Origin of the sequence: Streptomyces sp. SDr-06 (assembly GCF_003324565.1) — a bacterium.
In the GTDB taxonomy this organism is placed as follows: Bacteria; Actinomycetota; Actinomycetes; order Streptomycetales; family Streptomycetaceae; genus Streptomyces.
In genome coordinates this window covers 167,877-193,543 of the sequence record NZ_QOLA01000005.1, presented here as the reverse complement: position 1 = coordinate 193,543, position 25,667 = coordinate 167,877, and the positions used below count along the sequence as shown (strand labels likewise).

At 72.7% G+C, this 25,667-nt stretch carries 24 protein-coding genes and 1 riboswitch; of the genes, 16 read left to right on the top strand and 8 right to left on the bottom strand.

Annotation, left to right across the window (positions count from 1 at the left end; all coding sequences use genetic code 11):
* Nucleotides 1–39: 39 nt before the first annotated feature.
* Nucleotides 40–1,446, top strand: a complete 1,407-nt coding sequence (locus DT019_RS13870) for a PLP-dependent aminotransferase family protein (RefSeq protein WP_114037092.1) — start codon at nt 40–42, stop codon at nt 1,444–1,446.
* A gap of 13 nt (nt 1,447–1,459) precedes the next feature.
* On the opposite strand, the gene DT019_RS13865 is transcribed toward DT019_RS13870, so the two are convergent.
* Nucleotides 1,460–2,320, bottom strand: a complete 861-nt coding sequence (locus tag DT019_RS13865; protein ID WP_114037091.1) for a hypothetical protein — start codon at nt 2,318–2,320, stop codon at nt 1,460–1,462.
* Nucleotides 2,321–2,481: 161 nt separating this feature from the next.
* On the opposite strand from DT019_RS13865, the gene DT019_RS13860 reads away from it, so the two are divergent.
* Both DT019_RS13860 and DT019_RS13855 read left to right on the top strand, forming a co-directional pair.
* The gene (locus DT019_RS13860; protein ID WP_189389511.1) at nt 2,482–2,748 is read left to right on the top strand and encodes a hypothetical protein; all 267 of its coding nucleotides are present in this window, start codon (nt 2,482–2,484) and stop codon (nt 2,746–2,748) included.
* 85 nt (nt 2,749–2,833) lie between these two features.
* Nucleotides 2,834–4,015 (top strand): glutathionylspermidine synthase family protein, encoded by a 1,182-nt coding sequence (locus DT019_RS13855; protein ID WP_114037090.1) that lies wholly within the window; start codon nt 2,834–2,836, stop codon nt 4,013–4,015.
* A 318-nt stretch (nt 4,016–4,333) separates the two neighbouring features.
* On the opposite strand, the gene DT019_RS13850 is transcribed toward DT019_RS13855, so the two are convergent.
* Entirely contained in the window at nt 4,334–5,050 is a 717-nt protein-coding gene (locus DT019_RS13850) for a polysaccharide deacetylase family protein (protein ID WP_114037089.1), read from the bottom strand.
* A 305-nt stretch (nt 5,051–5,355) separates the two neighbouring features.
* On the opposite strand from DT019_RS13850, the gene DT019_RS13845 reads away from it, so the two are divergent.
* Genes DT019_RS13845 through DT019_RS13835 form a run of 3 tightly spaced genes read left to right on the top strand, consistent with a single transcriptional unit; the run spans nt 5,356 to nt 8,399 of the window.
* On the top strand, nt 5,356–7,125 hold the full coding sequence (locus tag DT019_RS13845) for a hypothetical protein (RefSeq protein ID WP_223279486.1): 1,770 nt from the start codon (nt 5,356–5,358) through the stop codon (nt 7,123–7,125).
* 1 nt (nt 7,126) lies between these two features.
* Complete coding sequence (locus DT019_RS13840) at nt 7,127–7,504, top strand: hypothetical protein (protein WP_114037088.1); 378 nt, start codon at nt 7,127–7,129, stop codon at nt 7,502–7,504.
* A 7-nt stretch (nt 7,505–7,511) separates the two neighbouring features.
* Nucleotides 7,512–8,399, top strand: a complete 888-nt coding sequence (locus DT019_RS13835; RefSeq protein ID WP_147267310.1) for a hypothetical protein — start codon at nt 7,512–7,514, stop codon at nt 8,397–8,399.
* 6 nt (nt 8,400–8,405) lie between these two features.
* On the opposite strand, the gene rocD is transcribed toward DT019_RS13835, so the two are convergent.
* Entirely contained in the window at nt 8,406–9,623 is a 1,218-nt protein-coding gene (gene rocD, locus DT019_RS13830; RefSeq protein ID WP_114037086.1) for an ornithine--oxo-acid transaminase, read from the bottom strand.
* A gap of 109 nt (nt 9,624–9,732) precedes the next feature.
* Nucleotides 9,733–9,823: riboswitch (ZMP/ZTP riboswitch) on the top strand.
* A gap of 29 nt (nt 9,824–9,852) precedes the next feature.
* On the opposite strand from rocD, the gene glyA reads away from it, so the two are divergent.
* From glyA to DT019_RS13815, 3 genes are all read left to right on the top strand, one after another.
* Nucleotides 9,853–11,124: a serine hydroxymethyltransferase gene (gene glyA / locus DT019_RS13825; RefSeq protein WP_114037085.1), complete on the top strand. Its 1,272-nt coding sequence runs from the start codon at nt 9,853–9,855 to the stop codon at nt 11,122–11,124.
* A gap of 190 nt (nt 11,125–11,314) precedes the next feature.
* Entirely contained in the window at nt 11,315–12,376 is a 1,062-nt protein-coding gene (trpS, locus tag DT019_RS13820) for a tryptophan--tRNA ligase (protein ID WP_317617759.1), read from the top strand.
* A 115-nt stretch (nt 12,377–12,491) separates the two neighbouring features.
* Entirely contained in the window at nt 12,492–13,070 is a 579-nt protein-coding gene (locus DT019_RS13815; protein ID WP_114037261.1) for a 2'-5' RNA ligase family protein, read from the top strand.
* Between the two features lie 348 nt (nt 13,071–13,418).
* Here DT019_RS13815 and DT019_RS13810 read toward each other — a convergent pair whose 3' ends face one another.
* Together DT019_RS13810 and DT019_RS13805 are read right to left on the bottom strand one after the other, a co-directional pair.
* Nucleotides 13,419–14,174: a decaprenylphospho-beta-D-erythro-pentofuranosid-2-ulose 2-reductase gene (locus tag DT019_RS13810; RefSeq protein WP_114037083.1), complete on the bottom strand. Its 756-nt coding sequence runs from the start codon at nt 14,172–14,174 to the stop codon at nt 13,419–13,421.
* Between the two features lie 46 nt (nt 14,175–14,220).
* Nucleotides 14,221–15,618, bottom strand: coding sequence for an FAD-binding oxidoreductase (locus DT019_RS13805; protein WP_114037082.1), 1,398 nt, complete (start codon nt 15,616–15,618; stop codon nt 14,221–14,223).
* 279 nt (nt 15,619–15,897) lie between these two features.
* Between DT019_RS13805 and DT019_RS13800 the strand changes: the two genes are divergently transcribed.
* Genes DT019_RS13800 through DT019_RS13785 form a run of 4 tightly spaced genes read left to right on the top strand, consistent with a single transcriptional unit; the run spans nt 15,898 to nt 18,726 of the window.
* Nucleotides 15,898–16,437, top strand: a complete 540-nt coding sequence (locus DT019_RS13800; RefSeq protein ID WP_114037081.1) for a phosphatase PAP2 family protein — start codon at nt 15,898–15,900, stop codon at nt 16,435–16,437.
* Nucleotides 16,434–17,384, top strand: a complete 951-nt coding sequence (locus DT019_RS13795; RefSeq protein WP_114037080.1) for a decaprenyl-phosphate phosphoribosyltransferase — start codon at nt 16,434–16,436, stop codon at nt 17,382–17,384. Before DT019_RS13800 ends, DT019_RS13795 begins: the two co-directional genes overlap by 4 nt.
* On the top strand, nt 17,381–17,839 hold the full coding sequence (locus DT019_RS13790) for a GtrA family protein (protein ID WP_114037079.1): 459 nt from the start codon (nt 17,381–17,383) through the stop codon (nt 17,837–17,839). The genes DT019_RS13795 and DT019_RS13790 overlap by 4 nt, the downstream gene beginning before the upstream one ends.
* Entirely contained in the window at nt 17,827–18,726 is a 900-nt protein-coding gene (locus DT019_RS13785; protein ID WP_114037078.1) for a YihY/virulence factor BrkB family protein, read from the top strand. The genes DT019_RS13790 and DT019_RS13785 overlap by 13 nt, the downstream gene beginning before the upstream one ends.
* Here DT019_RS13785 and DT019_RS13780 read toward each other — a convergent pair.
* Nucleotides 18,695–20,038, bottom strand: coding sequence for a D-alanyl-D-alanine carboxypeptidase family protein (locus tag DT019_RS13780; RefSeq protein WP_388976320.1), 1,344 nt, complete (start codon nt 20,036–20,038; stop codon nt 18,695–18,697). The two genes, DT019_RS13785 and DT019_RS13780, sit on opposite strands and share 32 nt — an antisense overlap.
* Before the next feature lie 209 nt (nt 20,039–20,247).
* Here DT019_RS13780 and DT019_RS13775 point away from each other — a divergent pair, with 209 nt between their 5' ends.
* Complete coding sequence (locus tag DT019_RS13775; RefSeq protein WP_114037076.1) at nt 20,248–20,430, top strand: helix-turn-helix domain-containing protein; 183 nt, start codon at nt 20,248–20,250, stop codon at nt 20,428–20,430.
* Nucleotides 20,431–20,441: 11 nt separating this feature from the next.
* On the opposite strand, the gene DT019_RS13770 is transcribed toward DT019_RS13775, so the two are convergent.
* Entirely contained in the window at nt 20,442–20,696 is a 255-nt protein-coding gene (locus tag DT019_RS13770) for an SCO4848 family membrane protein (RefSeq protein WP_114037075.1), read from the bottom strand.
* A 355-nt stretch (nt 20,697–21,051) separates the two neighbouring features.
* On the opposite strand from DT019_RS13770, the gene DT019_RS13765 reads away from it, so the two are divergent.
* Both DT019_RS13765 and DT019_RS13760 read left to right on the top strand, forming a co-directional pair.
* Nucleotides 21,052–22,614 carry an ABC transporter substrate-binding protein gene (locus DT019_RS13765; RefSeq protein WP_114037074.1) on the top strand — a complete coding sequence of 521 codons (1,563 nt, stop codon included), beginning with the start codon at nt 21,052–21,054 and terminating at the stop codon, nt 22,612–22,614.
* 151 nt (nt 22,615–22,765) lie between these two features.
* The gene (locus DT019_RS13760) at nt 22,766–24,964 is read left to right on the top strand and encodes an alpha-N-acetylglucosaminidase (RefSeq protein ID WP_114037073.1); all 2,199 of its coding nucleotides are present in this window, start codon (nt 22,766–22,768) and stop codon (nt 24,962–24,964) included.
* A 10-nt stretch (nt 24,965–24,974) separates the two neighbouring features.
* Here DT019_RS13760 and DT019_RS13755 read toward each other — a convergent pair whose 3' ends face one another.
* A complete protein-coding gene (locus DT019_RS13755; RefSeq protein ID WP_114037260.1) occupies nt 24,975–25,631 on the bottom strand; it encodes a TetR/AcrR family transcriptional regulator in 657 nt (218 codons plus the stop codon).
* Between the last annotated feature and the right edge of the window lie 36 nt (nt 25,632–25,667).

Genomic DNA, 25,667 nt, shown 5'->3' with positions numbered 1-25,667 from the left:
AGGTACGGGGCGTATGGCACACGGGTATGGTCCATTCCCATGGTGAAATCCTGGGCCACTTCTCCGGAAACTCTCGGTGTCGATCTGCACATCGACGTGGGCGGCGCGGGCCTGCGCTCGGGTCTCACTCAGGCGCTGCGCGAAGCCGTGCGCGGCGGGCGGCTCGCGCCCGGCACCCGGCTGCCGTCCTCGCGTTCGCTCGCCGCCGACCTCGGGATCGCCCGCAACACCGTCGCCGACGCCTACGCCGAGCTGGTCGCCGAAGGCTGGCTCACCGCGCGCCAGGGCTCCGGCACCAGGGTGGCCCAGCGCGCGACGGCCCGCCCGGACCGCAGCCACACCCGGCGCCTTCCGGCCCGCCGCAGACCCACCTACAACCTGATGGCGGGCTCGCCCGACCTCGCGTCCTTCCCGCGCGCCGAGTGGCTCAAGGCCGCCCGCCGGGCCCTCACCGAGGCCCCGCACGAGGCCTTCGGCATCGGGGACCCGCGCGGCCGGATCGAGCTGCGCACGGTCCTGGCGGACTACCTCGCCCGGGCGCGCGGCGTTTACGCCTCGCCGGACCGCATCGTGGTCTGCTCCGGTTTCCTGCACGGTCTGATGCTGATGGCCACGGTGCTGCGGGCGCGCCGGGTGCGGGAGATGGCCGTCGAGTCGTACGGCCTCGACTTCCACTGGAAGGTGCTGACCGACGCGGGGCTGCGCACCCCGGCCCTGCCGATCGACGAACTCGGCACGCGCACCGAGGAGTTGGGGGCGATGAAGGGGGTGGGGGCGGTGCTCATGACGGCCGCGCACCAGTTCCCGATCGGGGTGCCGCTGCTGCCCGACCGGCGGGCCGCCGCCGTCGACTGGGCGCGCGCCACGGGCGGGCTGATCGTGGAGGACGACTACGACGGCGAGTTCCGCTACGACCGCAAGGCGGTCGGCGCGCTCCAGGGCCTCGACCCCGAGCACGTGGTCTACATCGGCACCGCGAGCAAGTCGCTGGCGCCGGGCCTGCGCATCGGGTGGATGGTGCTGCCCGAGCACCTCGTCGAGGAGGTCGCGCAGGCCAAGGGCGGCTACTGGGCGGGTGGCGCGTTCGACCAGCTCACGCTCGCCGAGTTCATCAGGTCCGGGGCGTACGACCGCCATGTGCGCGGCATGCGGCTGCACTACCGGCGCCGCCGCGACCAGTTGGTGGCCGCGCTCGCCGAGCGGGCGCCCGGCGTGCGGGTCAGTGGCATCGCGGCCGGGCTGCACGCCGTGGTCGAACTGCCGCCCGGCACCGAGCGCTCCATCATCCAGGCCGCCACCTGGCAGGGCCTGGCCCTGGAAGGCCTCTCCCGCTTCCGTCACCCCGAACTCGCCCCGGAACGGGACGCGTTGGTGGTCGGGTACGGCACGCCGCCGGACTCGGCGTGGACGGGGGCGCTGGACGCCCTGTGCCGGGCGCTGCCCTAGCGCCCGCCGGTTGTCAGTGCTCCGGTACGTCCTGGAGCGAGGCCTTGGGCTCCGCCTCCGGGGCCTCGCCGAAGCGGGCCAGGGCCAGCGCGCCGGCCACCGCCACCGCGAAGCCGGCCACCGTCAGCCAGCCGAGCCCGTCGCGGGTCCGGTCGCCCAGCCAGGCCACGCCCACCAGGGCCGGGCCGATGGTCTCGCCGATGACCATGCCCGCCGTCGCCGTGGTGACCGAGCCGCGCGACAGCGCCGAGGTGAGCAGCAGGAACGCCGCGCCGCCGCCGACCAGCAGGGCGTACAACGCCGGATTCGTCAGGTCGAAGGGGTCGTCGATGAGGCGGACCGCGACCTCGACCACGCCGAATCCGCAGCCCGCGCCGAGCCCCAGGACCAGCGCCCGGGCCCGGTCCGGCAGCCGTCCGCCGACCGCACCCGCGGCCAGCACCGCGGCGGCCACCCCGAGCAGCCACCAGGGCAGGGAGGCGGGGCCCGGGTCCGTGCCCTCGGCGCCGGACGACAGGCCCAGCATGGCGAGGCCCGCGCAGACCACCCCGACCGCCGCCCACTCCGTACCGGACAGCCTGACCTTCAGGAGGCGGGCGGCGACCACCGCCGTCACGGCGAGCGAGGCGGCGAGCGCCGCGCCGACCGCGTAGATCGGCACCGAGCGCAGGGCGAGGATCTGGAAGACGAAGCCGAGGCCGTCCAGGGCGAGCCCCGCGACGTAGCGCCACTGGCGCACGGCGCGCAGCAGCAGCGCGGCGTCCACACCGGAACCGGCCCCGGCCCCCTGACTCGGCTCGGCCGCGCGCGTCGCGGCGGCCTGGAGGACGGTGGCCGTACCGAAGCAGACCGCGGACGCGAGCGCGCAGATCATCCCAAACACAGGGGGACTGTAGTCGCAGGCCCGGCGGGCCGGGGAAACCCGGGGGGCGGGCCGGGAACGGCCGGGAACTAGTGTGTGGCCGGAACGCGTCCTACAGCGAAGTTCCGTACACAATCCCACGGCGCGGACGGAAGAGCGGGGGAGGTCTGCCGATGCGCAGGTTCAGGTCCACGACAGTGGTGCTCGGCGGGATGGGGGTGCTCGCCGCGACGCTCGCGGCGTGCGGCAGCGAGCCGGACCGGCGCTGCGTGCACCCGGTCACCTACAAGGAGCTCCCGAAGTACGAGTGCAAGAGCGGCGGCAGCGGCCAGTACTACTACGGCGGGTCCAGCCGCGGCGGCAAGGTCTCCGGCGGCTCCTTCGACAAGTCCGGCGTCTCGCGCGGCGGATTCGGCCACGGCGGATCCGGCGGCGGCTGAGACACGGGGGCAGAACCGGGGGACGCAGAGGGACGCAGAGGGACGCCGAGAGCCGCCGAGGGATACGGACGACAGGACCCGGGACATGGAACGCCATCGCATACAGCCGCGCCCCGACTGGCAGCGCACCGTCGAGGAACAGGGCCTCATCTACCCGCTGACCCGCTACCCCGACGACTCGCTGCGCCCCTACTGGGACGAGAGCGCGTACTACTCCTTCACGCTGCCCGAGGTCGAGGCGCTGGAGGAGACCGTCGAGGAACTGCACGCCATGTGCCTGGCGGCGGCCGCGCACATCGTCGAGAAGGGGCGCTTCGCCGACCTCGGCATCATGGACGGCCGCCTCGCGGACCTGGTCGCCGAGTCCTGGCGCCGCCGGGCCGAACTCCCCTCCCTGTACGGCCGGTTCGACCTCCGCTACGACGGCTCCGGGCCCGCCAAGTTGCTGGAGTACAACGCCGACACCCCGACCTCGCTCGTGGAGGCGGCGAGCCCGCAGTGGTTCTGGATGGAGGAGCGGTTCCCCGGCGCCGACCAGTGGAACTCGCTGCACGAGCGCCTCGTCGCGGCCTGGAAGCGGCAGGCCCCGCTGCTGCCGCCCGGCCCCGTGCACTTCGCCCACTCCGACGGCGACGAGCTCGGCGAGGACCTCATGACGGTCGCGTATCTCCGCGAGACGGCCGAGCAGGCGGGTCTCGACACGGAGGCGCTGTCCGTCGAGTCCATCGGCTGGGACGACATCACCGGCCGCTTCGTCGACGAACGGCTCCGCTTCATCCGGGCCTGCTTCAAGCTGTATCCGTGGGAGTGGCTGGCCTCCGACGCGTTCGGGCCGCAGGTGCTCGACACCCTCGACAACGGGGGCGGCACCGGTACGACGTGCTGGATCGAGCCGGCGTGGAAGATGCTGCTCTCCAACAAGGCGCTGCTCGCGGTGTTGTGGGAGCTGTACCCGGGCCACCCGAACCTGCTCCCGGCGTACCTGGACGGCCCCCGGGACCTGGCCTCCGGCCGCGGATACGTGGCGAAGCCCCTGCTCGGCCGGGAGGGCGCGGGCGTCACCGTCCACCCCCCGGGCTCCGGCTTCGTCCGGCCCGAAGAGGCGTGCTGCTACCAGGAGTTGGCGCCGCTGCCCGACTTCGCCGGGAACCGGGTGGTGCTGGGGGCGTGGGTCGTGGAGAACGAGTCCGCGGGGCTGGGGATCCGGGAGTCGTCGGGGCTGGTCACGGACGAGTACGCGAGGTTCGTGCCGCACGTGATCCGCTGACCGGGGCCCCACCCCGCCCCTGGGTCGCTTTCGGCTGCGAGCCGTGCGTGGTTGCTCGCGCAGTTCCCCGCGCCCCTTAGCAGGACGGTGCTGGTCGGCATGGGCATCTTCAGCCCGTCATGGGGGTCCCCCCTGGCCCTTAAGGCCTTGGGGGAGATTGAGGACGAGCGCCCTTAAGGCGCGAACGGGGGTGTGGGGGCGGAGCCCCCGCCGGGGTTCGAGGGGCGGAGCCCCTCAAGGGGGTCTGGGGCGCAGCCCCAGGGCTCAGCTCATCCAACCCGCTGCACGGGTGGGTGGGTGGGAAAACCCCCGGGGCCGTCACTCCGGGACGTAGGAGTTCAGCAGAGCCGGCCGCAGGCCCGCCGCGTCCGCCGCCCCCAGTGCCCGCCCCAGATCCGCAGCCACCGTGTCGTTGAAGTGCAGCAGCACGATGTCCCCCGCCCGCAGCACGGGCGTGGGCGGAACCACCCCGCCCCAGGTCGTGAAGTCGTACGTCCACGTCACCAGCGCCTTCGAACCGCACGCCCGGGCCACCGTCCGCGTGGTGGCGTCGTACGCCCCGTACGGCGGCCGGGCCAGCCGGGGCTCGGAGCCGAACCGGGCGAGGGCCTGTTCGCGCGCCCCGCACAGTTCGGACCTCTGCCCCGCCTCGGGCAGCGTCGTGAGGTCGGGGTGGTTCACCGTGTGGTTCTCGACCCGGGAGGGCCCGTGGTCGAGCAGCGTGCGGAAGTACCCGGGGTCGTAGGAGTAGGCCCCGGGCAGCAGGAACAGGGTGGCGGGGACCTGGCGGTCCAGGAGGAGCCGCTGGGCGGCCGGGTCGTGGTTCCACCCGTCGTCGAGGGTGATGAAGACGACCGGGTCTGCCGTGTCGACGTGGGACACCACGGGAACCGGCTCCGGCCAGCCCGCCGCATCCGCCCCGGCGGCCGCCGCGGGCCCGGCCGGGCCGAGGAGCAGCAGCACGGGGGCGAGGACGGCGAGCGCGGCACGGCGCGCACGGCGGGCACTGCGGCGAGCGATGCGGGGTCTCGGCATGACCGGCATCATTGGTTCAGACCAACTGGCTTGTCAATGCCCCGAGTTGATCCGCCCGGCAGGCGCCGGGCGCGCGGGCCGGGCCGGGCACCTTCATCCCGCCCCCGCCCACCCGGTGCGCCCCCTTCGCGACCCCCTGCTCCTCCACCGTGCCCCGGACGTACCCGTGGGGAGGATGTGAACGAGGCGGTGCGCACAGCGGTGCACCGCTAGCATGTCCACCCTGGCGGCGCCCTCGAACACCCTTCTTCCGGCTGGACGATGTGACGGCACCCGGCGCCGCCGCCGTATCGGGGGAGCAGTACATGACGCAGGCTCAGGTGCCGCCGCAGGCGCACGCGACGGCGCAGTCGCCCGGCGGGCTGCCGCCGGTGCACCCGTCGGTCAGCGAGGCGACCCGGCTGATGGCCGCGGGCAGCTATCTCGACGAGGACTACCGCGACGCGGTCATCGACGAGCTGTACGTCCACGAGGAGCGGGTCGTCGCGCCCTCGCTCGGCTTCGACGCGGCCCGCGTGCTCGCCCACGCGCTGCGCGCCCGCAACCTGGAGATCGCCTGGTCGCTCGGGCTCGTGGTGCTCTGGGTGCTCGGCGTCGTCGTCACCCAGGGCGTCTTCCTCGTGGTCGCGGGCCCCTGCCTCCTGCTCGGGATCGCCCGCCTGGTGCGCGGCACCGCCCGCCCCGCGCCGTGGTACCGCGCCCTGCCCGCCTTCTTCCTGCGCTGGTGGGCGCGGACGCTGCTCGTGGCCTTTCTCGTCACGGTGGTGGTGTCCCTGTTCGGCGGGTACGACTCCTCGTCCCACAACTCGTCGGTGGGGTACGGGGGTTACGGCGGGGACGACTTCGTCCGTTCCCCCCGGAGTTCCGACACGGTCCCGCCGTTCGTCGCCGGTCCCGCCCAGCTGGTCGGCGCGGGCGCGCTGGACCTCGCGGGCCAGGGCATGAGCCCCGGGCTCGGCTGGGGCGTCCTCGGCTGCTTCGCCGTGCTCGCCCTCTGCGTCGGCCTGCAACGCCACCAGTTCACCCGGATCATGGCGGGCGAGCTGTCGCCGGAAGGCTTCCAGGACTTCGCCGCCGACCCCGCGCAGCACAACGACAACGGACGGCTCCAGCGGCTGGCCGCCATGATCCGGGTCGAGCAGCACGCCCCCCTCGCGGTCTACCGCGCCGACGCCCCCTTCCGCGGCGCGGGCAACCCCTTCGACCCCTGGTCGGTCTCCATCCAGCTGCGCCCCCGCACGTCGCTCGGCGACCGGCAGCCGACCCGGGTCGGCAACGCCGAGATCCTGCGCATCGTCGAACCCCTCATCACCCGGCTCCGCATCCCCGCGCCGACGGTGCCCGCCGAGGCCCGCGCCGTGCGCGACCGGCTGCGCCAGCTCGAAGTGACCGAGTACGTCTTCCTGCCCGTCGAGGGGCTGCCCGCGCGCATCCACGCCCCCTACCGCGACGGCGACTTCGAGCAGCACCGCGCCGAAGCCCTGGAGGAGGGCGGCGAGGCGCGCAGGCACTTCCTGCGCATCCGGGTCGGCGGCTGGGAGGAGCACCTCGTCACCACCGTGTTCGTACGCGTCCACACCCAGGGCGGCATGCTGGTCCTGGAGATCGCGCCGCACGTGCTCGCCCCGCTGCGGGAGGACTTCCTGCGCGCCGACCGGACCGCCCACGACTTCGCCTGCCGCAACCCGCTGGGCAAGGCGGCCTGGGCGCTGGCGCGCACCCCGGCGACCGCCTTCGGCTCCCTGCTCGTCCTCGGCCGCGCGATCGGCTCCACCTGGCACCGCCTCACCGGCGGCTACGGCCGGGCGCTGCCCGACGGCCCGGCCCGCTCGGTGCGCGAACTGGCCGCCGCGCCCGACACCTCCCTCTTCCAGGCGATGGACTACCAGCGCTACGTGAAGTCCATCGAGGACCGGGTGACCAGCGGCGTGCGCAGCGCGCTGTACGAAGCCGGGTACGACACCGGGCAGTTCGAGCAGAAGATCGTCAACGTGGCTCAGGGCGGCGTCATGATCGAGAATGCCCGAGGGGCGATCAGCGTCGGCGACCACAACACCGTCAAGAACGAGGGCTGAGATGACCATGCCGGGTGACGACAGCACGCAGCGGTCCGTGCACATCAGCGGAGTGACCGGGTCCGTCTCGGTCGGCGACCACAACAAGGTGTCCAGCAGTTACCGCGTGGGCGGCGCCGACGACGAGGCGCACCGCCAACTCCTGGATGCCATCGTCCAGTTCAGGGCAGGCCTCGCCCAGCTGGCGGCCAACGACCGGACCCGCGCCCTGGACGGCGAACTCGCCGACACCGAGGACGAGATCCGCACCGGCGGCCGGGCCACCCCGGGCCGCCTCGCCCGCCTCGGCGAGGTCCTCACCGGCGCCACCGCCCTGACCGGCCTGCTGGCCTCCGGCGAGACGCTGGTGCAGCGGGTCCGCGAACTGACCGGGATGTGAGCCGGTGGTGAGCGGCGGCAAGGACGAGGTCCGCTGGAACGCGGCGACCCAGAAGTGGGAGACGGTGCGCGACGCCGCCCCGGCCCGGCCCGTACCCCCGCCGGTCCCGGAGGCGCCGCCCCCGGGACCGGTGCCCGAGCACCCCTATGTGACGTCCTGGCCGCCCCAGCAGCCTCCGGTGGACCCCGAGCCGCGTCCGGCCCGGCGGGTGCCCCTCGCCGTCGTCCTCGCGATGGTCGTCGTCGCCGCGGCCGGGGCGGGCGGCGGCTGGTGGCTGGCCGGCGGCGGTCCGGCCCACCCGAAGGTCGTCGCCAGCCCGTCCGCGTCCCGCTCGCCCTCCGACGCCCCGGAGCGGACCGGCGACGGCAAGCCGATCCCCTCCGCCCCCGTCTCCGCCTCCGCGTCGCCCGGCGCCACCGTGCCCGCCGGGTTCCAACTCGCCCAGGATCCACGGGGGTTCAGGCTCTACGTGCCGCAGGGCTGGACCCGTGAGGACCAGGGCCCCAAGGGCGTCTTCTACAACTCGGCGGACCGCAGCCGGCTGATCCAGGTGTACCCGGTCGCCGAGGCGGGCCTGAGCCCCTACGACGCGCTGAGGCAGACCTCGGGCGAGCTGGCGAACAACCCCGGCTACCAGCAGATCAGCCTCGACAACGACGCGGGCGTGCCCGGGGTCGCCACCCGGGCCGCGCGGCTCGTCTACGCGTACGACAACCAGCAGCTCGGCCACCGGCGCCAGGTGGTGGACTACGCCTTCCTGACGCCCGGCGGCCGGCACTACGCCGTCCTCTCCGCCGCCCCGGCCCTCGCCTGGCCGGAGCAGGAGCAGACCCTGAAGACGGCGCTCAGCGCGTTCTGCTCGGACTCCGACTGCCCCACGGTTCCGCCGGGTTGAGGTCCCTCACCGCTCCGCGAGCACCGCGCGCAGCTGGTCGAGGCCCCAGTCCAGATCCTCCTTGCTGATCACCAGGGGCGGGGCGATGCGGATCGTCGAGCCGTGGGTGTCCTTCACCAGGACCCCGCGGTCCATCAGCTTCTCCGAGATCTGCCGTCCCGTCCCGTACGACGGGTTGATGTCCACGCCCGCCCACAGCCCGCGCCCGCGCACCGCCTCGACGGCGCCCGCCCCGGTCAGCAGGCCCAGCTCGTGGTGCAGGTGGTCGCCCAGCTCGGTGGCGCGCTGCTGGTACTCGCCGGTGCGCAGCATCGCGATGACCTCCAGGGCGACCGCGCAGGCCAGCGGGTTCCCGCCGAACGTCGAACCGTGCTCGCCCGGCCGGAACACGCCGAGCACCTCGGCGGACGCCGCCACCGCCGACACCGGCACCACGCCGCCGCCCAGCGCCTTGCCCAGGATGTACACGTCCGGCACCACGTCCTCGTGCTCGCACGCGAAGGTCTTCCCGGTGCGGCCGAACCCGGACTGGATCTCGTCGGCCATGAACAGCACGTTCCGTTCGCGCGTCAACTCCCTTACGCCCGCGAGGTATCCGGCCGGGGGCACCAGCACGCCCGCCTCGCCCTGGATGGGTTCGAGCAGCACGGCCACCGTGTTGTCGGTGACCGCGGCGCGCATCGCGGCGAGGTCGCCGTACGGGACGATCTCGAAGCCAGGGGTGTACGGCCCGTAGTCCGCGCGGGCCTCCGGGTCGGTGGAGAAGCTGACGATGGTGGTCGTACGGCCGTGGAAGTTGTCCCGGGCGACCACGATCTTCGCCTGCCCGTCCGGTACCCCCTTGACCTTGTACCCCCACTTGCGGGCGGTCTTCACGGCGGTCTCCACCGCCTCCGCCCCGGTGTTCATGGGCAGCACCATGTCCATGCCGCACAACTCAGCGAGCTCCGTACAGAACTGGGCGAAGCGATCGTGGTGGAAGGCCCTCGACGTCAGCGTCACCCGCTCCAGCTGGGCCTTCGCCGCGTCGATGAGACGACGGTTGCCGTGGCCGAAGTTGAGCGCCGAGTACCCGGCGAGCATGTCGAGATAGCGCCGGCCCTCGACGTCCGTCATCCAGGCACCCTCGGCGGAGGCGACCACGACGGGCAGGGGATGGTAGTTGTGCGCACTGTGTGCCTCGGCGGAACGGATGGCGTCTTCGGTCGCAGCGTGTGTCGACACGGGTTCTCCGATCGTCGTGCGGCATGGGGCGTCAGTGGTGCCCTTTTCTATCGTCGCTCGGATACTGGACGAGGAAACCTTGCCGTGGGACGTGGCCGGTAGGGTGTTCTGTACGCACGGCGACTGGCGAGCGGGGAACCGACCCCGGGGGAGCCGTGCGCGGCCTGCCGCACGAGGTGCCGCCCGCCTGGGCACCCCGGGAACCTGTCAACGGACCCCGGAGGACGCCATGAGCCTTCCCCTTTCCCACCCCGCCCTGCTCGCCACCGACCCGGAGCTGGCCGCGCTCGTCGCTGCCGAGGAACGCCTCCAGTCGGACACCCTGCGCCTGATCCCCAGCGAGAACTACGTCTCGACGGCGGTCCTGGAGGCCTCGGGGACGGTGCTGCAGAACAAGTACAGCGAGGGCTACCCGGGCCGCCGCTACTACGAGGGCCAGCAGAACATCGACAAGGTCGAGAGGCTGGCCGTCGACCGGGCCAAGGCCCTGTTCGGCGTCGAGCACGCCAACGTCCAGCCGTACTCGGGCTCGCCCGCCAACCTCGCCGTCTACCTCGCCTTCGCCGAGCCCGGCGACACCGTGATGGGCATGGCCCTGCCCATGGGCGGCCACCTCACGCACGGCTGGGGCGTCTCGGCCACCGGCAAGTGGTTCCGGGGCGTGCAGTACGGGGTGCGCGCCGACACCGGTCTGATCGACTTCGACGAGGTGCGCGACCTCGCCCTCAAGGAGCGCCCCAAGCTGATCTTCTGCGGGGGCACGGCGCTGCCCCGCACGATCGACTTCGCCGCGTTCGCGGAGATCGCGCGGGAGGCGGGCGCGGTCCTCGTCGCGGACATCGCGCACATCGCGGGCCTGATCGCGGGCGGCGCGCACCCGTCCCCGGCCCCGCACGCGGACGTCATCTCCACGACCACCCACAAGACGCTCCGGGGCCCGCGCGGGGCGATGCTGATGTCCCGCGAGGAGCACGCGAAGGCCATCGACAAGGCGGTCTTCCCCGGTCTCCAGGGCGGCCCGCACAACCAGACCACCGCGGCGATCGCCGTCGCCCTGCACGAGGCGGCGCAGCCCGCCTTCTGCGCGTACGCCCACCAGGTGGTGGCCAACGCGAAGGCGCTGGCCGAGGCGCTGCTGGCCCGGGGCTTCGACCTCGTGTCGGGCGGCACCGACAACCACCTGATCCTGATGGACCTCACGCCCAAGGACGTCCCCGGCAAGATCGCGGCGAAGGCGCTCGACCGGGCCGGTCTGGTGGTCAACTACAACACCGTCCCGTACGACCCCCGCAAGCCCTTCGACCCGTCCGGCATCCGCATCGGTACGCCGTCCCTGACGTCCCGGGGACTCGGGGTCGAGCACATGCCGGTGGTGGCGGCGTGGATTGACCGGGGGGTGGAGGCGGCGCGGACCGGCGACGAGGGTGCGCTGTCGGTGATCCGCGCGGAGGTCGCCGACCTCCTCTCCACCCACCCAGCCCCAGGCCTCCCCCTGGCCTAGCCCCTGGGGCTGTCAGGGGCGCGGGGAACTGCGCGAACGGGCGACGGCGGGCCGCGGACGAAGACCGGCCGCACAACAAGCCCCGGGCAGAGGAGCGCGGGGGACCCGGGGCAGAGCCCCGGGGGCCTGTGGGGCCGGTCACAATGGCGGGGTTTCCGGCAGACCGCACGCACCTGAGACAATGCTGAGCATGGCCTCGACTCGCCCACCCGTCGCCCACCTCCACCCCCAGGGGAACGGCTTGCAGCAGCGTCCGCGTGTGCTCTCCGGAATCCAGCCCACCGCGGGCTCGTTCCACCTCGGCAACTACCTCGGCGCGGTCCGCCAGTGGGTGGCGCTGCAGGAGTCCCACGACGCGTTCTACATGGTCGTCGACCTCCACGCGATCACCGTCCCGCAGGACCCGGCCGAGCTGCGCGCCAACACCCGGCTCGCCGCGGCCCAGCTGCTCGCCGCCGGTCTCGACCCCGAGCGCTGCACGCTGTTCGTCCAGAGCCATGTCCCCGAGCACGCCCAGCTCGCCTGGATCATGAACTGCCTGGCCGGTTTCGGCGAGGCCAGCCGGATGACGCAGTTCAAGGACAAGTCCGCCAAGCAGGGGGCCCAGAACGCGACGGTGGGCCTGTTCACCTACCCGATCCTCCAGGTCGCCGACATCCTGCTCTACCAGGCGAACGAGGTCCCGGTCGGCGAGGACCAGCGCCAGCACATCGAGCTCACCCGTGACCTCGCCGAGCGCTTCAACGGCCGGTTCGGCGAGACGTTCACCGTCCCGGCGCCGTACATCCTCAAGGAGACGGCGAAGATCTACGACCTCCAGGACCCGTCGATCAAGATGAGCAAGTCGGCGTCGACGCCGAAGGGCCTCATCAACCTCCTCGACGACCCGAAGACCACGGCCAAGAAGGTCAAGAGCGCGGTCACCGACACCGACACGGTGATCAAGTACGACACCGAGAACAAGCCCGGTGTCTCCAACCTGCTGTCCATCTACTCCACCCTCACCGGCAAGACGGTCGCCGCCCTGGAGGCCGAGTACGAGGGCAAGATGTACGGCGCGCTCAAGACCGACCTCGCCGAGGTGATGGTCGAGTTCGTGACGCCGTTCCGGACCCGTACGCAGCAGTACCTGGACGATCCCGAGACGCTGGACTCGCTGCTCGCCAAGGGCGCGGAGAAGGCCCGCGCGGTCGCCGCCGAGACGCTGGCGGCGGCGTACGACAAGGTCGGCCTGCTGCCCGCCAAGCACTGATCCGGACGTCCGGCCGGAGCCGGCCCCCCGGTCTCTGGCCAGACGCGGGCAAGCCCGTCACACTGCACAGCACCGCACCAACGAGAGCACGACCGACAGCATGGAGGAGAACGACGTGGGGACCGTAACGCTCGGCGTTTCGATCGCGGTCCCGGAGCCGTACGGCAGCCTGCTCCAGGAGCGGCGCGCGGGCTTCGGGGATCCCGCCGCGCACGGCATCCCCACGCACGTCACCCTCCTGCCGCCGCACGAGGTCGAGGCGGAGTGCCTGCCGGAGATCGAGGCGCACCTCGCCTCGGTCGCGGCGGCGGGCCGCCCGTTCGGGATGCGGCTCGCGGGCACGGGGACGTTCCGTCCGTTGTCCCCGGTCGTGTTCGTCAAGGTGGTGGAGGGCGCGGCCGACTGCGCGTGGCTCCAGCAGCGGGTACGGGACGAGGCGGGGCCGTTGGTGCGAGAGCTCCAGTTCCCCTACCACCCCCATGTGACGGTGGCCCACGGAATCTCCGAGGAGGCGATGGACCTGGCGTACGAGGCGCTCGCCGGGTTCTCGGCGTCCTGGACGTGTGGGGGGTTCGCGCTGTATGAGCAGGGGGTGGACGGGGTGTGGCGCAAGCTCCACGACTACCCGTTCGGGATGGGGGCGCGGGGGGTTCCCGCCCAGGCCACCACCCTGGACCACCCCTCCCTCCGCTAGCCCCCTTCGCGGCTGCGCCCCGTCCCCTTCGGGGCTGCGCCCCGGCCCCGATCGCCTTTCGGCTGCGGGCCGTGCTCGCTTGCTCGCGCAGTTCCCCGCGCCCCTAACCCTCCTTTGTCCGTCCGCCGTGCGTGCTTCTCGCGCAGTTCCCCGCGCCCCTGACCCTCTTTCGTCCGTCTGCCGTGCGTGCTTCTCGCGCAGTTCCCCGCGCCCCTGGCGGTACGGGTGCGGGCCAGTGCTGGCGTCTTCAGCCCGTCATGGGGGTCCCCCCTGGCTCTTAAGGCCTTGGGGGAGATTGAGGACGAGCGCCCTTTGGGCGCGAACGGGGTCCGGGGCGGAGCCCCGGGGCTACACCGGCAGGCGGCGGAAGACGCTTCGGGGGGCGTGGCGCAGGGCCGACATCACCACGCGCAACGCCCCCGGCACCCACACCAGTTCGGCCCGCCGTCGCAGGCCCGTCTCGATGGCGAGGGCGACCGCCTCGGGGGTCGTGGCGAGGGGGGCCTCGGCGAGCCCGGCCGTCATCTTCGTACGGACGAAGCCGGGGCGTACGACCATGACGTGCACCCCCGAACCGTGCAGCGCGTCGCCCAGGCCCTGGGCGAACGCGTCGAGGCCCGCCTTGCTCGACCCGTAGATGAAGTTGGCGCGGCGGGCGCGTTCGCCGGCCACCGAGGACAGCACGACCAGAGAGCCGTGGCCCTGCCGCTGGAGGGCCTTCGCGCAGATGAGGCCCGCCGAGACCGCGCCCGTGTAATTGGTCTGGGCGACCCGCACCGCGGCGAGCGGCTCGCCCTCGTCGCGGGTCTGGTCGCCGAGCACCCCGAACGCCAGCAGCACCATGTCGATGTCGCCCTCGGCGAACACCTTGCCGAGCGCGTCCTCGTGCGCGGCCGCGTCGAGCGCGTCGAAGGCCAGGGTGTGGACGTCCGCGCCCAGGTCGCGCAGGTCGGACGCGGCCGCTTCGAGGGCGGGCGACGGCCTGCCCGCGAGCCAGACCGTGCGGGTGCGGCGGGCCACCAGGCGCCGGGCGGTGGCGAGGCCGATCTCGGACGTGCCGCCGAGCACGAGCAGGGACTGCGGGGTGCCGAATGCGTCCTTCATCAGGGCTCCGTGGGGTGAGGGTGTACGGGGAGGTCCGGGCCGGAGGTCAGAGGCCCAGGCGGCGGCTCATGTCCGAGCGGAAGACGCCGGACGGGTCCAACTCGGCGCGCAGCGAACGGAATTGGGCCAGCCTCGGGTACATGCGCTCCACCAGTTCCGGTCGCATCCGCGCGTCCTTCGCCAGATAGACACGGCCGCCCGCGTCCGCCACCTCCTCGTCCAGCTCGTCGAGGAGGGCGCCCAGGCCCGGCAGGTTGGCGGGGATGTCGAGGGCCAGCGTCCAGCCGGGGAGCGGGAAGGACAGCCAGCCGGGGTCGGCCTCGCCGAACCGCTTGAGGACGGCGAGGAAGGAGGGGCAGCCGTGCCGTGCGATGCGGCGCACGATGGCCCGCAGGGTGTCCTCCTGCCCGTACCCGACGACGAACTGGTACTGCACGAAGCCGCCCCGGCCGTAGACCCGGTTCCAGTGCGGCACGCCGTCGAGCGGGTGGAAGAACGTGGAGATGCGCTGGAGCTCCCCCGTGCGGTGCTTCGGCGCCCTGCGGTACCAGAGTTCGTTGAACGCCGATACGGAGGCGCGGCCGAGCAGTCCCTCGGGCAGGAAGGCGGGGGCGGGCGGAAGTCTGCGCGGCCGGAAGGCGAGCGGGCTGCGGCGGGCGCGGGGCGGCAGCATGTCGAGCGGCGCGTGCTCCCCGCGGGTCAGCACCGACCGCCCCGTCCCGGCGCCCCGCGCGAGGAGGTCGATCCATGCCACCGAGTACCGGTAGCGGTGGTCCCCCGACGCGAGCCGGTCCATCAGGTCGTCCAGATCCGCGGCCCGTTCGGTGTCCACGGCCATCAACGAGGTCTGCACGGGCAGGAGTTGGACGGCTGCGCGCAGGATGACACCCGTCAGTCCCATCCCGCCGGCCGTCGCGTCGAAGAGTTCGCTGCCCGGCGTGAGGGTACGTACCGTGCCGTCCGCGGTGAGCAGTTCGAGCTCCCGCACATGGCGGGCGAAGGAGCCCGAGACGTGGTGGTTCTTGCCGTGGATGTCGGCGCCGATCGCCCCGCCGACCGTGACGTAGCGCGTGCCGGGCGTCACGGGCACGAACCAGCCCAGCGGCAGCAGGACTTCCATCAGGCGGTGCAGGCTGACGCCCGCGTCGCAGACGACCACGCCCGCGTCGGCGTCCACGCTGCGGACGCGGTCGAGGCCGGTCAGGTCGAGGACGGTGCCGCCCGCGTTCTGCGCGGCGTCCCCGTAGGCCCGGCCGAGCCCGCGCGCGATCGTGCCGCGCTGCCCGCACGCCCGGACGGCGGCGGCCGCCTCCTCGTAACTGCGGGGGCGCAGGACCCGTGCCGTGGTCGGGGCGGTGCGGCCCCAGCCGCTCACGGACGTCGGCGGGCCCGGGTGCGCGAGCGTGCTGTCGGGTGACGTGACGGGTGACGTGTCGGCAGACATGAATGCGACGGTAGCGCCTTGATAGTCCGCTTTGTCTTTGCCTCTCCCGGCCCCGCGGTCTCCGTCACCCGCCCCGACCCGGCGGTCGCCGCCCCTCGCGCCGCCACCCCGCTGTCCCGCCCGCCCGCCGAGCGAACCGCCCCGATAAACCACTCAGCAAAATGGGTGATTACCTGTGTGTCAGTCCGCTTTGTCCCGGATTCATATGCGGCGGCGCAGGAGAGTCGCCCGTGGCCTACGGCCGGCTGGCGGGCCGACGTCACGGATGAGGGGTGACAGATGCGGAAGTCGTCGTGCACCGACGCCGACCGGCGGCTGCTGGCCGCACTGCGCGACTGCGGCGCCGATCCCCGGGTGGCCGCGGCCACCCGGGCGCTGTCCTGGGCGGGGGAGCACGGCGCGCTCTGGCTCGGGGCCGGGCTCGCCGCGGCCGCCGCCGACCGGGACCGGCGCGCGGCCTGGCTGCGCGGCACCGCGCTGGTCGCCGCCGCCCACCTGGCCAGCATGGGCGTCAAGCGCGTGGTGCGCAGACCCCGCCCGCGCCTTCCGGCGGCCGAGCCCCTGGTGCGTACCGCCGGACGGCACTCCTTCCCGAGCTCGCACGCCAGCTCGGCGGCCGCGGCCGCGGTCGCGTTCGGCGCGCTGCGACCGGCCGGGGCGCGTCTGGTGCCGCCGCTGGCCGCCGCGATGTGCGTGTCCCGCATGGTCGCGGGCGTGCACTACCCGAGCGACATCGCGGCGGGCGCGCTGCTCGGCGGTGTCACCGCGCGGGCGGGCGCGGCCTGGATGCGCAGACCGATCGAAGGGGGGCGCCGATGACCGAGCCCGGTGCGGTCCTCCTCGAAGAGCCGGGGCCCGGCTCCGTCTCCGCCCCCCGGCGCCTGCTCGCGCTGCCCGCCGCCCTGGTGCGCACCGCGCGGCCCCGCCAGTGGATCAAGAACGTGCTGGTGGTGGCCGCGCCCGCCGCCGCGGGCAGGCTGACCAGTCCCCATGTCATCGCCCAACTCGCCCTGGTCTTCTGTCTGTTCACGACCGCGGCCAGTGCCGTCTACCTCGTCAACGACGCCCGCGACGCCGAGGCCGACCGCGCCCACCCCGACAAGCGCCACCGGCCGGTCGCCGCCGGGCGGGTCCCGGTGGGCCTCGCCTACGCGACCGGCGGGGTCCTCGCGGTGCTCGCGCCGCTGGCCGCCGCGCTGACCTGCAACGCGATGACGGCCACCCTGCTCACCGCGTACGTCGTGATGCAACTGGCCTACTGCGTCAAGCTCAAGCACGTCCTGGTCGTCGACCTGGTCGTCGTCACCACCGGGTTCCTCATGCGGGCGATGGTCGGCGGGGTCGCGCTCGGCATCCCGCTGTCCCGCTGGTTCCTGATCACCGCCGGGTTCGGCGCGCTGTTCATGGTCTCCGCCAAGCGCTACTCCGAGGCCCTCCGGATGGAGGGCCAGGGCGCGGCCACCCGCTCGCTCCTGGACGCGTACACCACCGGCTATCTGCGGTTCGTGTGGCAGCTCGCCGCCGGGGTCGCGGTCCTCGCCTACTGCATGTGGGCGCTGGAGAGCGGCGGCGTCGCGGGCGGATCGCTGCTGCCCTGGCGGCAGTTGTCGATGGTCCCCTTCATCGGGGCGATCCTGCGCTACGCCGTCTTCGCCGACCGGGGGAGCGCGGGGGCGCCCGAGGACGTCGTCCTGCACGACCGTGCGCTGGCGGTCATCGGCCTGGTCTGGGTCGCGATGTACGCGCTCGCGGTGATCGGCCTGTGAGCGTCGCCAGGTCCGAGGTGGTGGGGTTCGCGCTGGCCGGGATCTGCGCGTACGCCGCCGACCTCGGGCTGTTCGTGTGGCTGCGGTCCGGGCTCGGCTGGGACCCCATCGCCGCCAAGTCCCTTTCGTTCGTGGCCGGTTGCACGGTCGCCTACCTCGGCAACGCCTTCGGCACCTATCGCGGGCGCCGGGCCGGCCGGCGCGGGTACGCCGTGTTCCTCGCCGTGAACCTCGCGGGCGCCCTCGTGCAGGTGCTCTGCATCGCGGTCTCGCACTACGGCCTCGGGTTCACCTCCCCGCGCGCCGACACGCTCTCGGGCGCCGTCCTCGGCATGGCGCTCGCCACCTGCCTGCGATTCTGGGGTACGAGAACGCTGGTCTTCGGCGCCGGGCGCCCGGCCGCGGACGGACAGAGCAGCGCGGGAAAGGGTAGTCGTACGTCATGGACTGGCTGAAGAAACTCCCCGTCGTCGGGCCGTGGCTCGCCCGGCTCATGCGGACCCACGCCTGGCGTTCGTACGAGCGGCTCGACCGCGTCGCCTGGTCCAGGCTGGCCGCCGCCATCACCTTCATCAGCTTCCTCGCGCTCTTCCCGCTGCTCACCGTCGGCGCGGCCGTCGCCGCCGCGCTGCTCTCCACCGGGCAGGTGCACAAGTTCCAGCAGACCATCGCCGAGCAGGTCCCCGGCATCTCCGACCAGCTCGACCTCCAGGCGCTGATCGACAACGCGGGCACCGTCGGCGTCGTCGCGGGCGCGCTGCTGCTCTTCACCGGCATCGGCTGGGTCTCCCAGATGCGCGGCTGTCTGCGCGTGGTGTGGGAGATGGAGGAGGCCGACGAGGGCGAGAACCCGATCCTGCGCAAGCTCAAGGACGGCGGTGTGCTCCTCGGCCTCGGCGGCGCCGGGCTCGCCTCCTGGGCCGCGTCCTCCATCGGCTCCACCGCGGTCGGCTGGACCGCCGACCGGCTCGGCATCGACCAGGGCGGCGCGGGCGGGGTGCTGCTGCGCGTCGCCGCGATCGCGGTCGCCGTCCTCGCCGACTTCCTGCTGCTGCTCTACGTGCTGACCCTGCTGCCCGGGGTGAGCCCGCCGCGCCACCGTCTGATGGTGGCCGCGCTGCTCGGCGCGGTCGGCTTCGAGCTCCTGAAGATGCTGCTCGGCGGCTACATGAAGGGCGTGGCCGCCAAGAGCATGTACGGTGCCTTCGGGGTGCCCATCGCGCTGCTGCTCTGGATCAACTTCACGGCGAAGCTGCTCCTGTTCTGCGCGGCGTGGACGGCCACCCCGGCCAAGGAGGACGACCCGGAGCTCACCGCTTCCGAAGCGGCCAGCGACGGTTGATCAGGAAGACCGCGCCCGCGACGAGGACCAGCGCGCCGCCCGCGATGGCGAGTGCGACCCCGGCCCCGCCGCTTTCACCCTTGGCGGCGGCCGCCTCCTGCCCGCGGCGGTTCTTCGTGCCGCCCTGCGTGCTGCCCGCGCCGGTGCCGGTCGTCGCCGACTTCGGCGGGACCAGCTCACCGACCGGGGTGACCTTGCCGTTCGCCGCGAACCCCCAGTCGAGCAGCCGGGCCGCCTCCTTGTAGACGGCCTGGCTCTCGGCCGACTCGGGGTGCATGACGGTGACGAGCAGCACCTTGCCGCCCCGCTCGGCGACCCCGGTGAAGGTGGCGCCCGCGTTGGTGGTGTTGCCGTTCTTGACGCCCGCGATGCCCTTGTAGGGGCTCAGCCCGAAGTCGCCGGTGAGCAGCCGGTTGGTGTTCTGGATCTCCTGGGTCTCGCGCTTCTTGTCCTTGCCCTCGGCGCCGGGGAACTTCGCGGTGGCCGTCGCGCAGTACTCGCGGAAGTCCTTGTTCTGGAGCCCCGAGCGCGCGAACAGCGTGAGGTCGTACGCGCTGGAGACCTGGCCCGGCATGTCGTAGCCGTCCGGCGAGACCACCCGGGTGTCCAGGGCCTGGAGCTCGTCCGCGCGGTCCTGCATGTCCTTGACGGTCTTGGGCACGCCGCCGTTCATCGAGGACAGCACGTGCACGGCGTCGTTGCCGGAGCGCAGGAAGACCCCGAGCCACAGGTCGTGCACGGAGTACGGCAGGTTCGGCTTGACCCCCACCATGCTGCTGCCCGGACCCAGCCCGGCCAGGTCGGCCGGGGTCACCGTGTACTGCTGGTCCCGGGGGAACTTCGGCAGCACGGTGTCCGCGAACAGCATCTTCAGGGTGGAGGCGGGCGGCAGCCGCCAGTGCGCGTTGTGCGAGGCGAGCACCTGGCCGCTCTCGGCGTCCGCGACGATCCAGGACCGGGCGGTCACGTCCTTGGGCAGCACGGGTGCCCCGGCGCCGAGCCGCGCCTGGGTACCGGCCTGGCCGAGCTGGTCCCCGCCCACCTTCGACATGTCGCTCGGCGGCGGGTCGTTGGCGGGCTTGCCCGGCGCACCGGGCGTGGTGGAGACGGCCGGCTTCTCGTCCCGGGGCAGCGCGGCGGCCGGGCCGGCGGGCAGCGCCGCGGCCGCGGCCACGGCGACGGACAGGGCGAGCCCCGCGGCCCTCTTCGACGCGCGAGGGCGCGCGGTGAGGGGGTGCGGTGCGCTCTTCTTCGAAACGTTCACGGCAGACACGTTCGAGAACGTACAGGCTGCGGCCAACGATCGGATCATCGCACGGATGACCCGCCGTGAGCTCCCACCCGGCCGGGGGTGTCTGAACGCACGAGGGGGCGCCGACGGCGGGCGTCCGCGACGCATCGGTGGCCCGGCACGGGCCCTCAGCCGGACCGGAGCGGGAGGGTTCAGAGGTCCGCCACACCCCGACCTGCCCCTGTCGTGCCGCGATGCGCGGCCTTTGTGGGCCAGGTACCGTCCGCCGAGTGACGACCGGTCTTCAGCAAGCCAGAGTTGCCCTGGGCGCACAGCTCCGTGACCTGCGCGCCCAACGGGGCTTCACCGAGCGGGAGTTGGCTCATGAGCCGGGGTGGCCTCAGTCCAAGGTCAGCAAGCTGGAGACGGGGCGGCAGACCGCGACGGTCGACGACCTGCCACGCACGGGTTGAGCCGGAACGGGTCAGCTCCGCCCCTCCTGGTGCGGGAGCCGGTTCGCCCGGACTCCCCGGAGCCCGATGACGCCGATGACCGTTCCCAGGATGAACGAGACGATCGCGAGCGTCAGGTGGACCCAGAAGTACGCCGTGGGCCGCCCGTGGTCGAAAGCGAGCCCGCTGGCGTCGGCCCACAGGTTCTTCGCGAAGGTCACCCACACCACCCAGGACCAGGCCCCGAACGCGAGCAGGAACCAGGAGACGCGGCGGCTGAGCTTCATGGAAAGTCCTTCGGGGTGGGCGTGGCGTTCACTGCCAGTATCGAACCGGCATCCCAGGGCCCCGCGAGCGGGGCCCGCCCCCGTCGTGAAGAAGCTGTGGAAGGACACCGGCGGGCTCGCGCGCGACGCGGGCGCCCGACCGCCTCCCTTGTGGGCGGTTTCCCCCTTGGGCCAGTTGCGGCGTGCACGCCTGGCTACGGAGAGCTCCGTCACGCTCGGCTAACGAGTCGCTGTGAGGAGAAGGTTGACCCTTCCACAATGTGAAGGTCGTGTGATTGGGTGAGCGTCATCACAGGCGCAGCGTGCTGACTCCGCGCGTCGATCAGGGGTGGGGCGTTCCGAGGAGAGCACGGCGATGCGGTCGATCCGTATGCGAATGGTGGCCATAGGCGCGGCTGTGGTGGTCGCGGGGCTCGGTGGCTGGCAGCTGCTGCCGTCCGACCAGGGGAAGAAGGACCCCATCGTCGTCGGCACCACCGACGTGATCACCTCGCTCGACCCGGCGGGCGCCTACGACGCCGGGTCCTGGGCGATCTACAACAACGTCTACCAGTCGCTGCTCACCTTCCGGCAGGGCAGCACGACCCCGGTCCCGGACGCCGCGAAGAGCTGCGCGTTCGTCGGGCAGAAGCTCCAGACCTACCAGTGCGTGCTGCGCGACGACATCAGCTTCTCCAGCGGGCGCAGGATGACCGCCGAGGACGTGAAGTTCTCCTTCGACCGGATGCTGAAGATCGCCGACAAGCTGGGCCCGGCCCCGCTGTTCTCCATGCTCGGCTCGGTGCGGGCCGAGGGGAACACGGTCACCTTCAACCTGAAGAGCAAGGACGCCACCTTCCCCTCCAAGCTCGCCACCGGCGCGGGCTCGATCGTCGACAGCAGCCAGTACCCGGCGGACTCGCTCCGCAAGGAGAACACGGTGGTCGGCTCGGGGCCGTACGTGCTGAAGGCGTACGAGAAGGACGCCTCGGGGCGGCCGGTCAGCGCCCGCCTGGAAGCCAACCCCCATTACGAGGGCGCGGTCACGAAGACGGGGCTGCCCGTCACGGTTCGCTACTTCGCCGAAGCCGATCAGCTCAACGCCGCCTGGCAGGCCAAGCAGGTCGACGTCACCCACCGCGAGATGCCGCCCGAGGTGCTGGCCAAGCTCTCGCCCGGCCCGGACCTGCGGATCAGCACCTCGCCGGGCTACGACATCCGCGAGCTCAACTTCAACGTGAAGTCCCCGACCCCCGTCTCCAAGGTCAAGGTGCGCGAGGCCGCGGCCGCCCTGGTCGACCGGGCCGCGCTGGCCACCGCCGTCTACAGCGGCACCGTGGACCCGCTCTACTCGGTGATCCCGCAGGGCTTCACCGGGCACAGCACCGCGTTCTTCGACGCCTACCCCAAGCCCGACGCGGCCAGGGCGAGGACGCTCCTGAAGGGCGAGCAGCTCCCGGTCCGCTTCAACCTGGCCTACCGCAAGCTGGGCGCGAACGGCGCGGAGGCCGAGCAGCTCAAGAAGCAGCTGGAGCGCGACGGCCTCTTCCAGGTCGACCTGATCGCCGAGCCGGACTGGCCGAAGATGCAGCAGAACTACGCCGAGGGCAAGTACGACGCGTACACCGCCGGCTGGCTCGCCGACTTCCCCGACCCCGACAACTTCTCCCAGCCGCTCGTCGGCACCGGCAACAGCCTCCACAACAACTACTCCGACAAGGGCGCCGACGAGATCATCCAGCGCACCCAGGAGTTCATCGACCGCGGCCGGGCTGCCGACGACTTCAAGGCGCTCCAGGAGAAGGTCGCCCAGGACGTCCCGCTGATTCCGCTGTGGCAGGGCAAGAACTACGTGCTCGGCAACAAGGACGTCAGCGGTTCGCAGTACCTGTCGGACGGCACGGGCGTGTGGCGGCTGTGGGAGCTGGGCTGGATCTGAGGTCCGCCGCCGGGTCCGGGCGGGCGGGCCCGGAGCGGCGGATTCCGGGCGGCGGGCCGGGAACGGGGCTGTTCACCCAAAGGGCTTTTGTCCAAGGAGTCACCGGTTCTGCTCCATTGACCGCGCACGGACACGCTGCTTCCGTCGGGGGATGCGCCTTTCCCGTCGTACGCTCCTGAGCTCACTCGCCGGATCGGCCCTCGCCCTCGGGGCGGGCACCGAGGCCGGGTACGCCACCGAGGCCGGGTCCGTGGCCGCCCGGGGGCCCGCCGCGCGGGCGCTGGCCCGGCTGCTGCCCGCCCACCGCGACCAGGTCACCTTCCGCACGGTGCCGCGCGCGGCCGGCCGCGACCGCTTCCGGGTCCTTGGCCCGGCCGGCCGGATCACCGTCGAGGGAACCACCCCGGCCGTCCAACTGGCCGGATTCCACACGTACGTGAGACAGGTCGGCCACGCCCACATCTCCTGGGCGGGCGAGCAGACCCGGCTGCCCGGCCGGCTCCCGGCCGTGACGGAGCCCGTCGAGAGGACCGCCAACGTCACCCACCGCTTCGTGTTCAACGACACCAACGACGGCTACACCGGGACCTATCACGACTGGGCGTACTGGGAGCGCGAGCTCGACATCCTGGCCCTGCACGGCTACAACGAGGTGCTCGTCTACCTCGGCGCGGACTCCGTCTACCACCGCACCTTCCTCGCACACGGCTACGCCGACGCCGAGCTGCGCTCCTGGATCCCCGGCGCCTCCCACCAGCCGTGGTGGCTGCTCCAGAACATGTCCGGCTTCGGCGGCCCCGTCTCGCGGCAACTCCTCGACCAGCGAGCCGAGTTGGCCGTCCGCATCGTCGGCCGCCTCCGTGAACTCGCCATGACCCCCGTGCTGCCCGGCTACTTCGGCACGGTCCCGCCCGGCTTCGCCGCCCGCAACCCGGGCGCGCACGTGGTGCCCCAGGGCACCTGGGTGGGCTTCGCCCGGCCCGACTGGCTGGACCCGCGCTCCGACCACTTCGCCCGCATCGCCGAGACGTTCTACCGGGTGCAGAGCGACCTGCTCGGCGACACCTCCATGTACAAGATGGACCTGCTGCACGAGGGCGGCACCCCCGGCGACGTCCCGGTCGGCGCGGCCGCCCGGGCCGTCGAGCACGCGCTGCGCACGGCGCACCCCGGGGCGATCTGGAACCTGCTCGGCTGGCAGGAGAACCCGCACCGCGAGATCATCGAAGCGGTCGACAAGACGAAGCTGTTCATCGTCGACGGCCTCTCCGACCGCTTCCCCTCCGTCACCGACCGCGAACAGTCCTGGGAGGGCGCGCCCTACGCGTTCGGCTCCATCTGGAACTTCGGCGGTCACACCGCGATGGGCGCCAACACCCCCGACTGGGCCGCTCTGTACGAGAGTTGGCGCACCAAGCCGGACAGCGCCCTCGACGGCATCGCGCTGATGCCGGAGGGCGCGGACAACAACCCCGCCGCCTTCGCCCTCTTCTCCGACCTGGCCTGGACGGACGGCCCCGTCGACCTGGAGAGCTGGTTCACCCAGTGGCCGTCCTACCGGTACGGCGCCGCCGACACCCACGCGGTGCAGGCCTGGGACGTGCTGCGCCGCACCGCGTACGGCACCACCCGGGCCGACTCCTGGAGCGAGGGGGCGGACGGCCTGTTCGGCGCCCGCCCGAGTCTCACCACGACCTCGGCCGCCTCCTGGTCCCCGCCTCGACTCCGGTACGACGCCGACGAGTTCGAGGGGGCCCTGCCGGCCCTGCTGGCCGTCGCCCCCGCCCTGCGCACCAGCTCGGCCTACCGCTACGACCTCATGGACGTGACCCGCCAGACCCTGTCCAACCGCTCCCGGGCGCTGCTCCCGCGGATCCGTGACGCGTACGAGGCGAAGGACAAGGGGAGTTTCGCCGAGCTCACCGGCGCGTGGCTGCGCTGCCTGGCGCTGCTCGAACGGGTGGTGGCGACCGACCGGGGCCACCTGCTCGGCCGCTGGATCGCGGACGCGAGGTCATGGGGGGCGACCGCCGCGGAGAAGGACCGGCTCGCCTACGACGCCGTGTCGCTGCTGACGGTGTGGGGCCCGCGGGCCGCGGCCGACGGCGGGGGACTGCGCGACTACGCCAACCGGGAGTGGTCCGGCCTGGTGGGAGGCCTGTACACGCTGCGCTGGCGCACCTACTTCGACACCCTGAGCACGTCCCTGGACACGGGCCGCCCCCCGGCGCCGGTCGACTGGTACGCCCTGGAGGACAAGTGGGTGCGGACGCATCCGGCGTACGGGGTGGAGCCGAAGGGGGACATCGTGGCCGTCGCAGGGGAGGTGAAGGCGGCGCTGGGGCTGTGAGCGGGACGGGCTAGTGCTTCTCGCGCGCGTTCTTGCGGGAGGCCGCCGCCTGCGACATGCCCGGCAGGAAGTCGGTGAACAGCTCGTGCACCTCGTGGACGAGCGGCCGCAGCACCCGGAACCGGGCCAGCGCCACCCCCCGCGTGGTCAGCTTGGCGCCCCGCGCCGCGAGACGGTAGCTCCGCTCGCGGCCGGGGGACCGGTCGAACACCCAGTACAGGACGAGCCCCATCTGGGAGAGCCACATCAACTCGGGCAGGACGTCGACGAGTTCGGCCGGCACCTTGGTCTTCGTGCCGGCCAGGACCTCCCGGTGCACCGAGATCGCCGCTTCCCTGGCGTGCTCGGACTCCGAGGAGAACGGGCTGAGCGGACTGTCCGGATCCGCCGCGTTCTTGAAGAACTGGGCCGCGAACTCGTGGTAGGGCGAGGCGATGTCGAGCCACACCCGCAGCACCCCGGCGAGCCGGGCCTCCAGGTCGGTCTCGGTGTCCAGGACCTCCCTGACCGCCGCCTGGTGCTCGGCCGCGATCCGGTCGTAGAAGCCCTGGATGAGGTGCTCCTTGCCGGCGAAGTAGTAGTACGCGTTGCCGACCGAGACCCCGGCCTCCTGGGCGATGGCCCGCATCGTGGTCTTGTCGTACCCCCGCTCCTGGAACAGCCGCATCGCGGTCTCCAGGATGAGCGTGCGGGTCTGTTCGCC

Excerpts from the sequence above, each read along its gene's own strand:
- DT019_RS13870 (WP_114037092.1), top strand. The coding sequence starts at position 40 with ATGGTGAAATCCTGGGCCACTTCTCCGGAAACTCTCGGTGTCGATCTG.
- DT019_RS13865 (WP_114037091.1), bottom strand. The coding sequence starts at position 2,320 with ATGATCTGCGCGCTCGCGTCCGCGGTCTGCTTCGGTACGGCCACCGTC.
- DT019_RS13860 (WP_189389511.1), top strand. The coding sequence starts at position 2,482 with ATGCGCAGGTTCAGGTCCACGACAGTGGTGCTCGGCGGGATGGGGGTG.
- DT019_RS13855 (WP_114037090.1), top strand. The coding sequence starts at position 2,834 with ATGGAACGCCATCGCATACAGCCGCGCCCCGACTGGCAGCGCACCGTC.
- DT019_RS13850 (WP_114037089.1), bottom strand. The coding sequence starts at position 5,050 with ATGCCGAGACCCCGCATCGCTCGCCGCAGTGCCCGCCGTGCGCGCCGT.
- DT019_RS13845 (WP_223279486.1), top strand. The coding sequence starts at position 5,356 with ATGACGCAGGCTCAGGTGCCGCCGCAGGCGCACGCGACGGCGCAGTCG.
- DT019_RS13840 (WP_114037088.1), top strand. The coding sequence starts at position 7,127 with ATGACCATGCCGGGTGACGACAGCACGCAGCGGTCCGTGCACATCAGC.
- glyA (WP_114037085.1), top strand. The coding sequence starts at position 9,853 with ATGAGCCTTCCCCTTTCCCACCCCGCCCTGCTCGCCACCGACCCGGAG.
- trpS (WP_317617759.1), top strand. The coding sequence starts at position 11,315 with ATGGCCTCGACTCGCCCACCCGTCGCCCACCTCCACCCCCAGGGGAAC.
- DT019_RS13810 (WP_114037083.1), bottom strand. The coding sequence starts at position 14,174 with ATGAAGGACGCATTCGGCACCCCGCAGTCCCTGCTCGTGCTCGGCGGC.
- DT019_RS13805 (WP_114037082.1), bottom strand. The coding sequence starts at position 15,618 with ATGTCTGCCGACACGTCACCCGTCACGTCACCCGACAGCACGCTCGCG.
- DT019_RS13800 (WP_114037081.1), top strand. The coding sequence starts at position 15,898 with ATGCGGAAGTCGTCGTGCACCGACGCCGACCGGCGGCTGCTGGCCGCA.
- DT019_RS13795 (WP_114037080.1), top strand. The coding sequence starts at position 16,434 with ATGACCGAGCCCGGTGCGGTCCTCCTCGAAGAGCCGGGGCCCGGCTCC.
- DT019_RS13785 (WP_114037078.1), top strand. The coding sequence starts at position 17,827 with ATGGACTGGCTGAAGAAACTCCCCGTCGTCGGGCCGTGGCTCGCCCGG.
- DT019_RS13780 (WP_388976320.1), bottom strand. The coding sequence starts at position 20,038 with ATGATCCGATCGTTGGCCGCAGCCTGTACGTTCTCGAACGTGTCTGCC.
- DT019_RS13770 (WP_114037075.1), bottom strand. The coding sequence starts at position 20,696 with ATGAAGCTCAGCCGCCGCGTCTCCTGGTTCCTGCTCGCGTTCGGGGCC.
- DT019_RS13765 (WP_114037074.1), top strand. The coding sequence starts at position 21,052 with ATGCGGTCGATCCGTATGCGAATGGTGGCCATAGGCGCGGCTGTGGTG.
- DT019_RS13760 (WP_114037073.1), top strand. The coding sequence starts at position 22,766 with ATGCGCCTTTCCCGTCGTACGCTCCTGAGCTCACTCGCCGGATCGGCC.
- DT019_RS13755 (WP_114037260.1), bottom strand. The coding sequence starts at position 25,631 with ATGCGGCTGTTCCAGGAGCGGGGGTACGACAAGACCACGATGCGGGCC.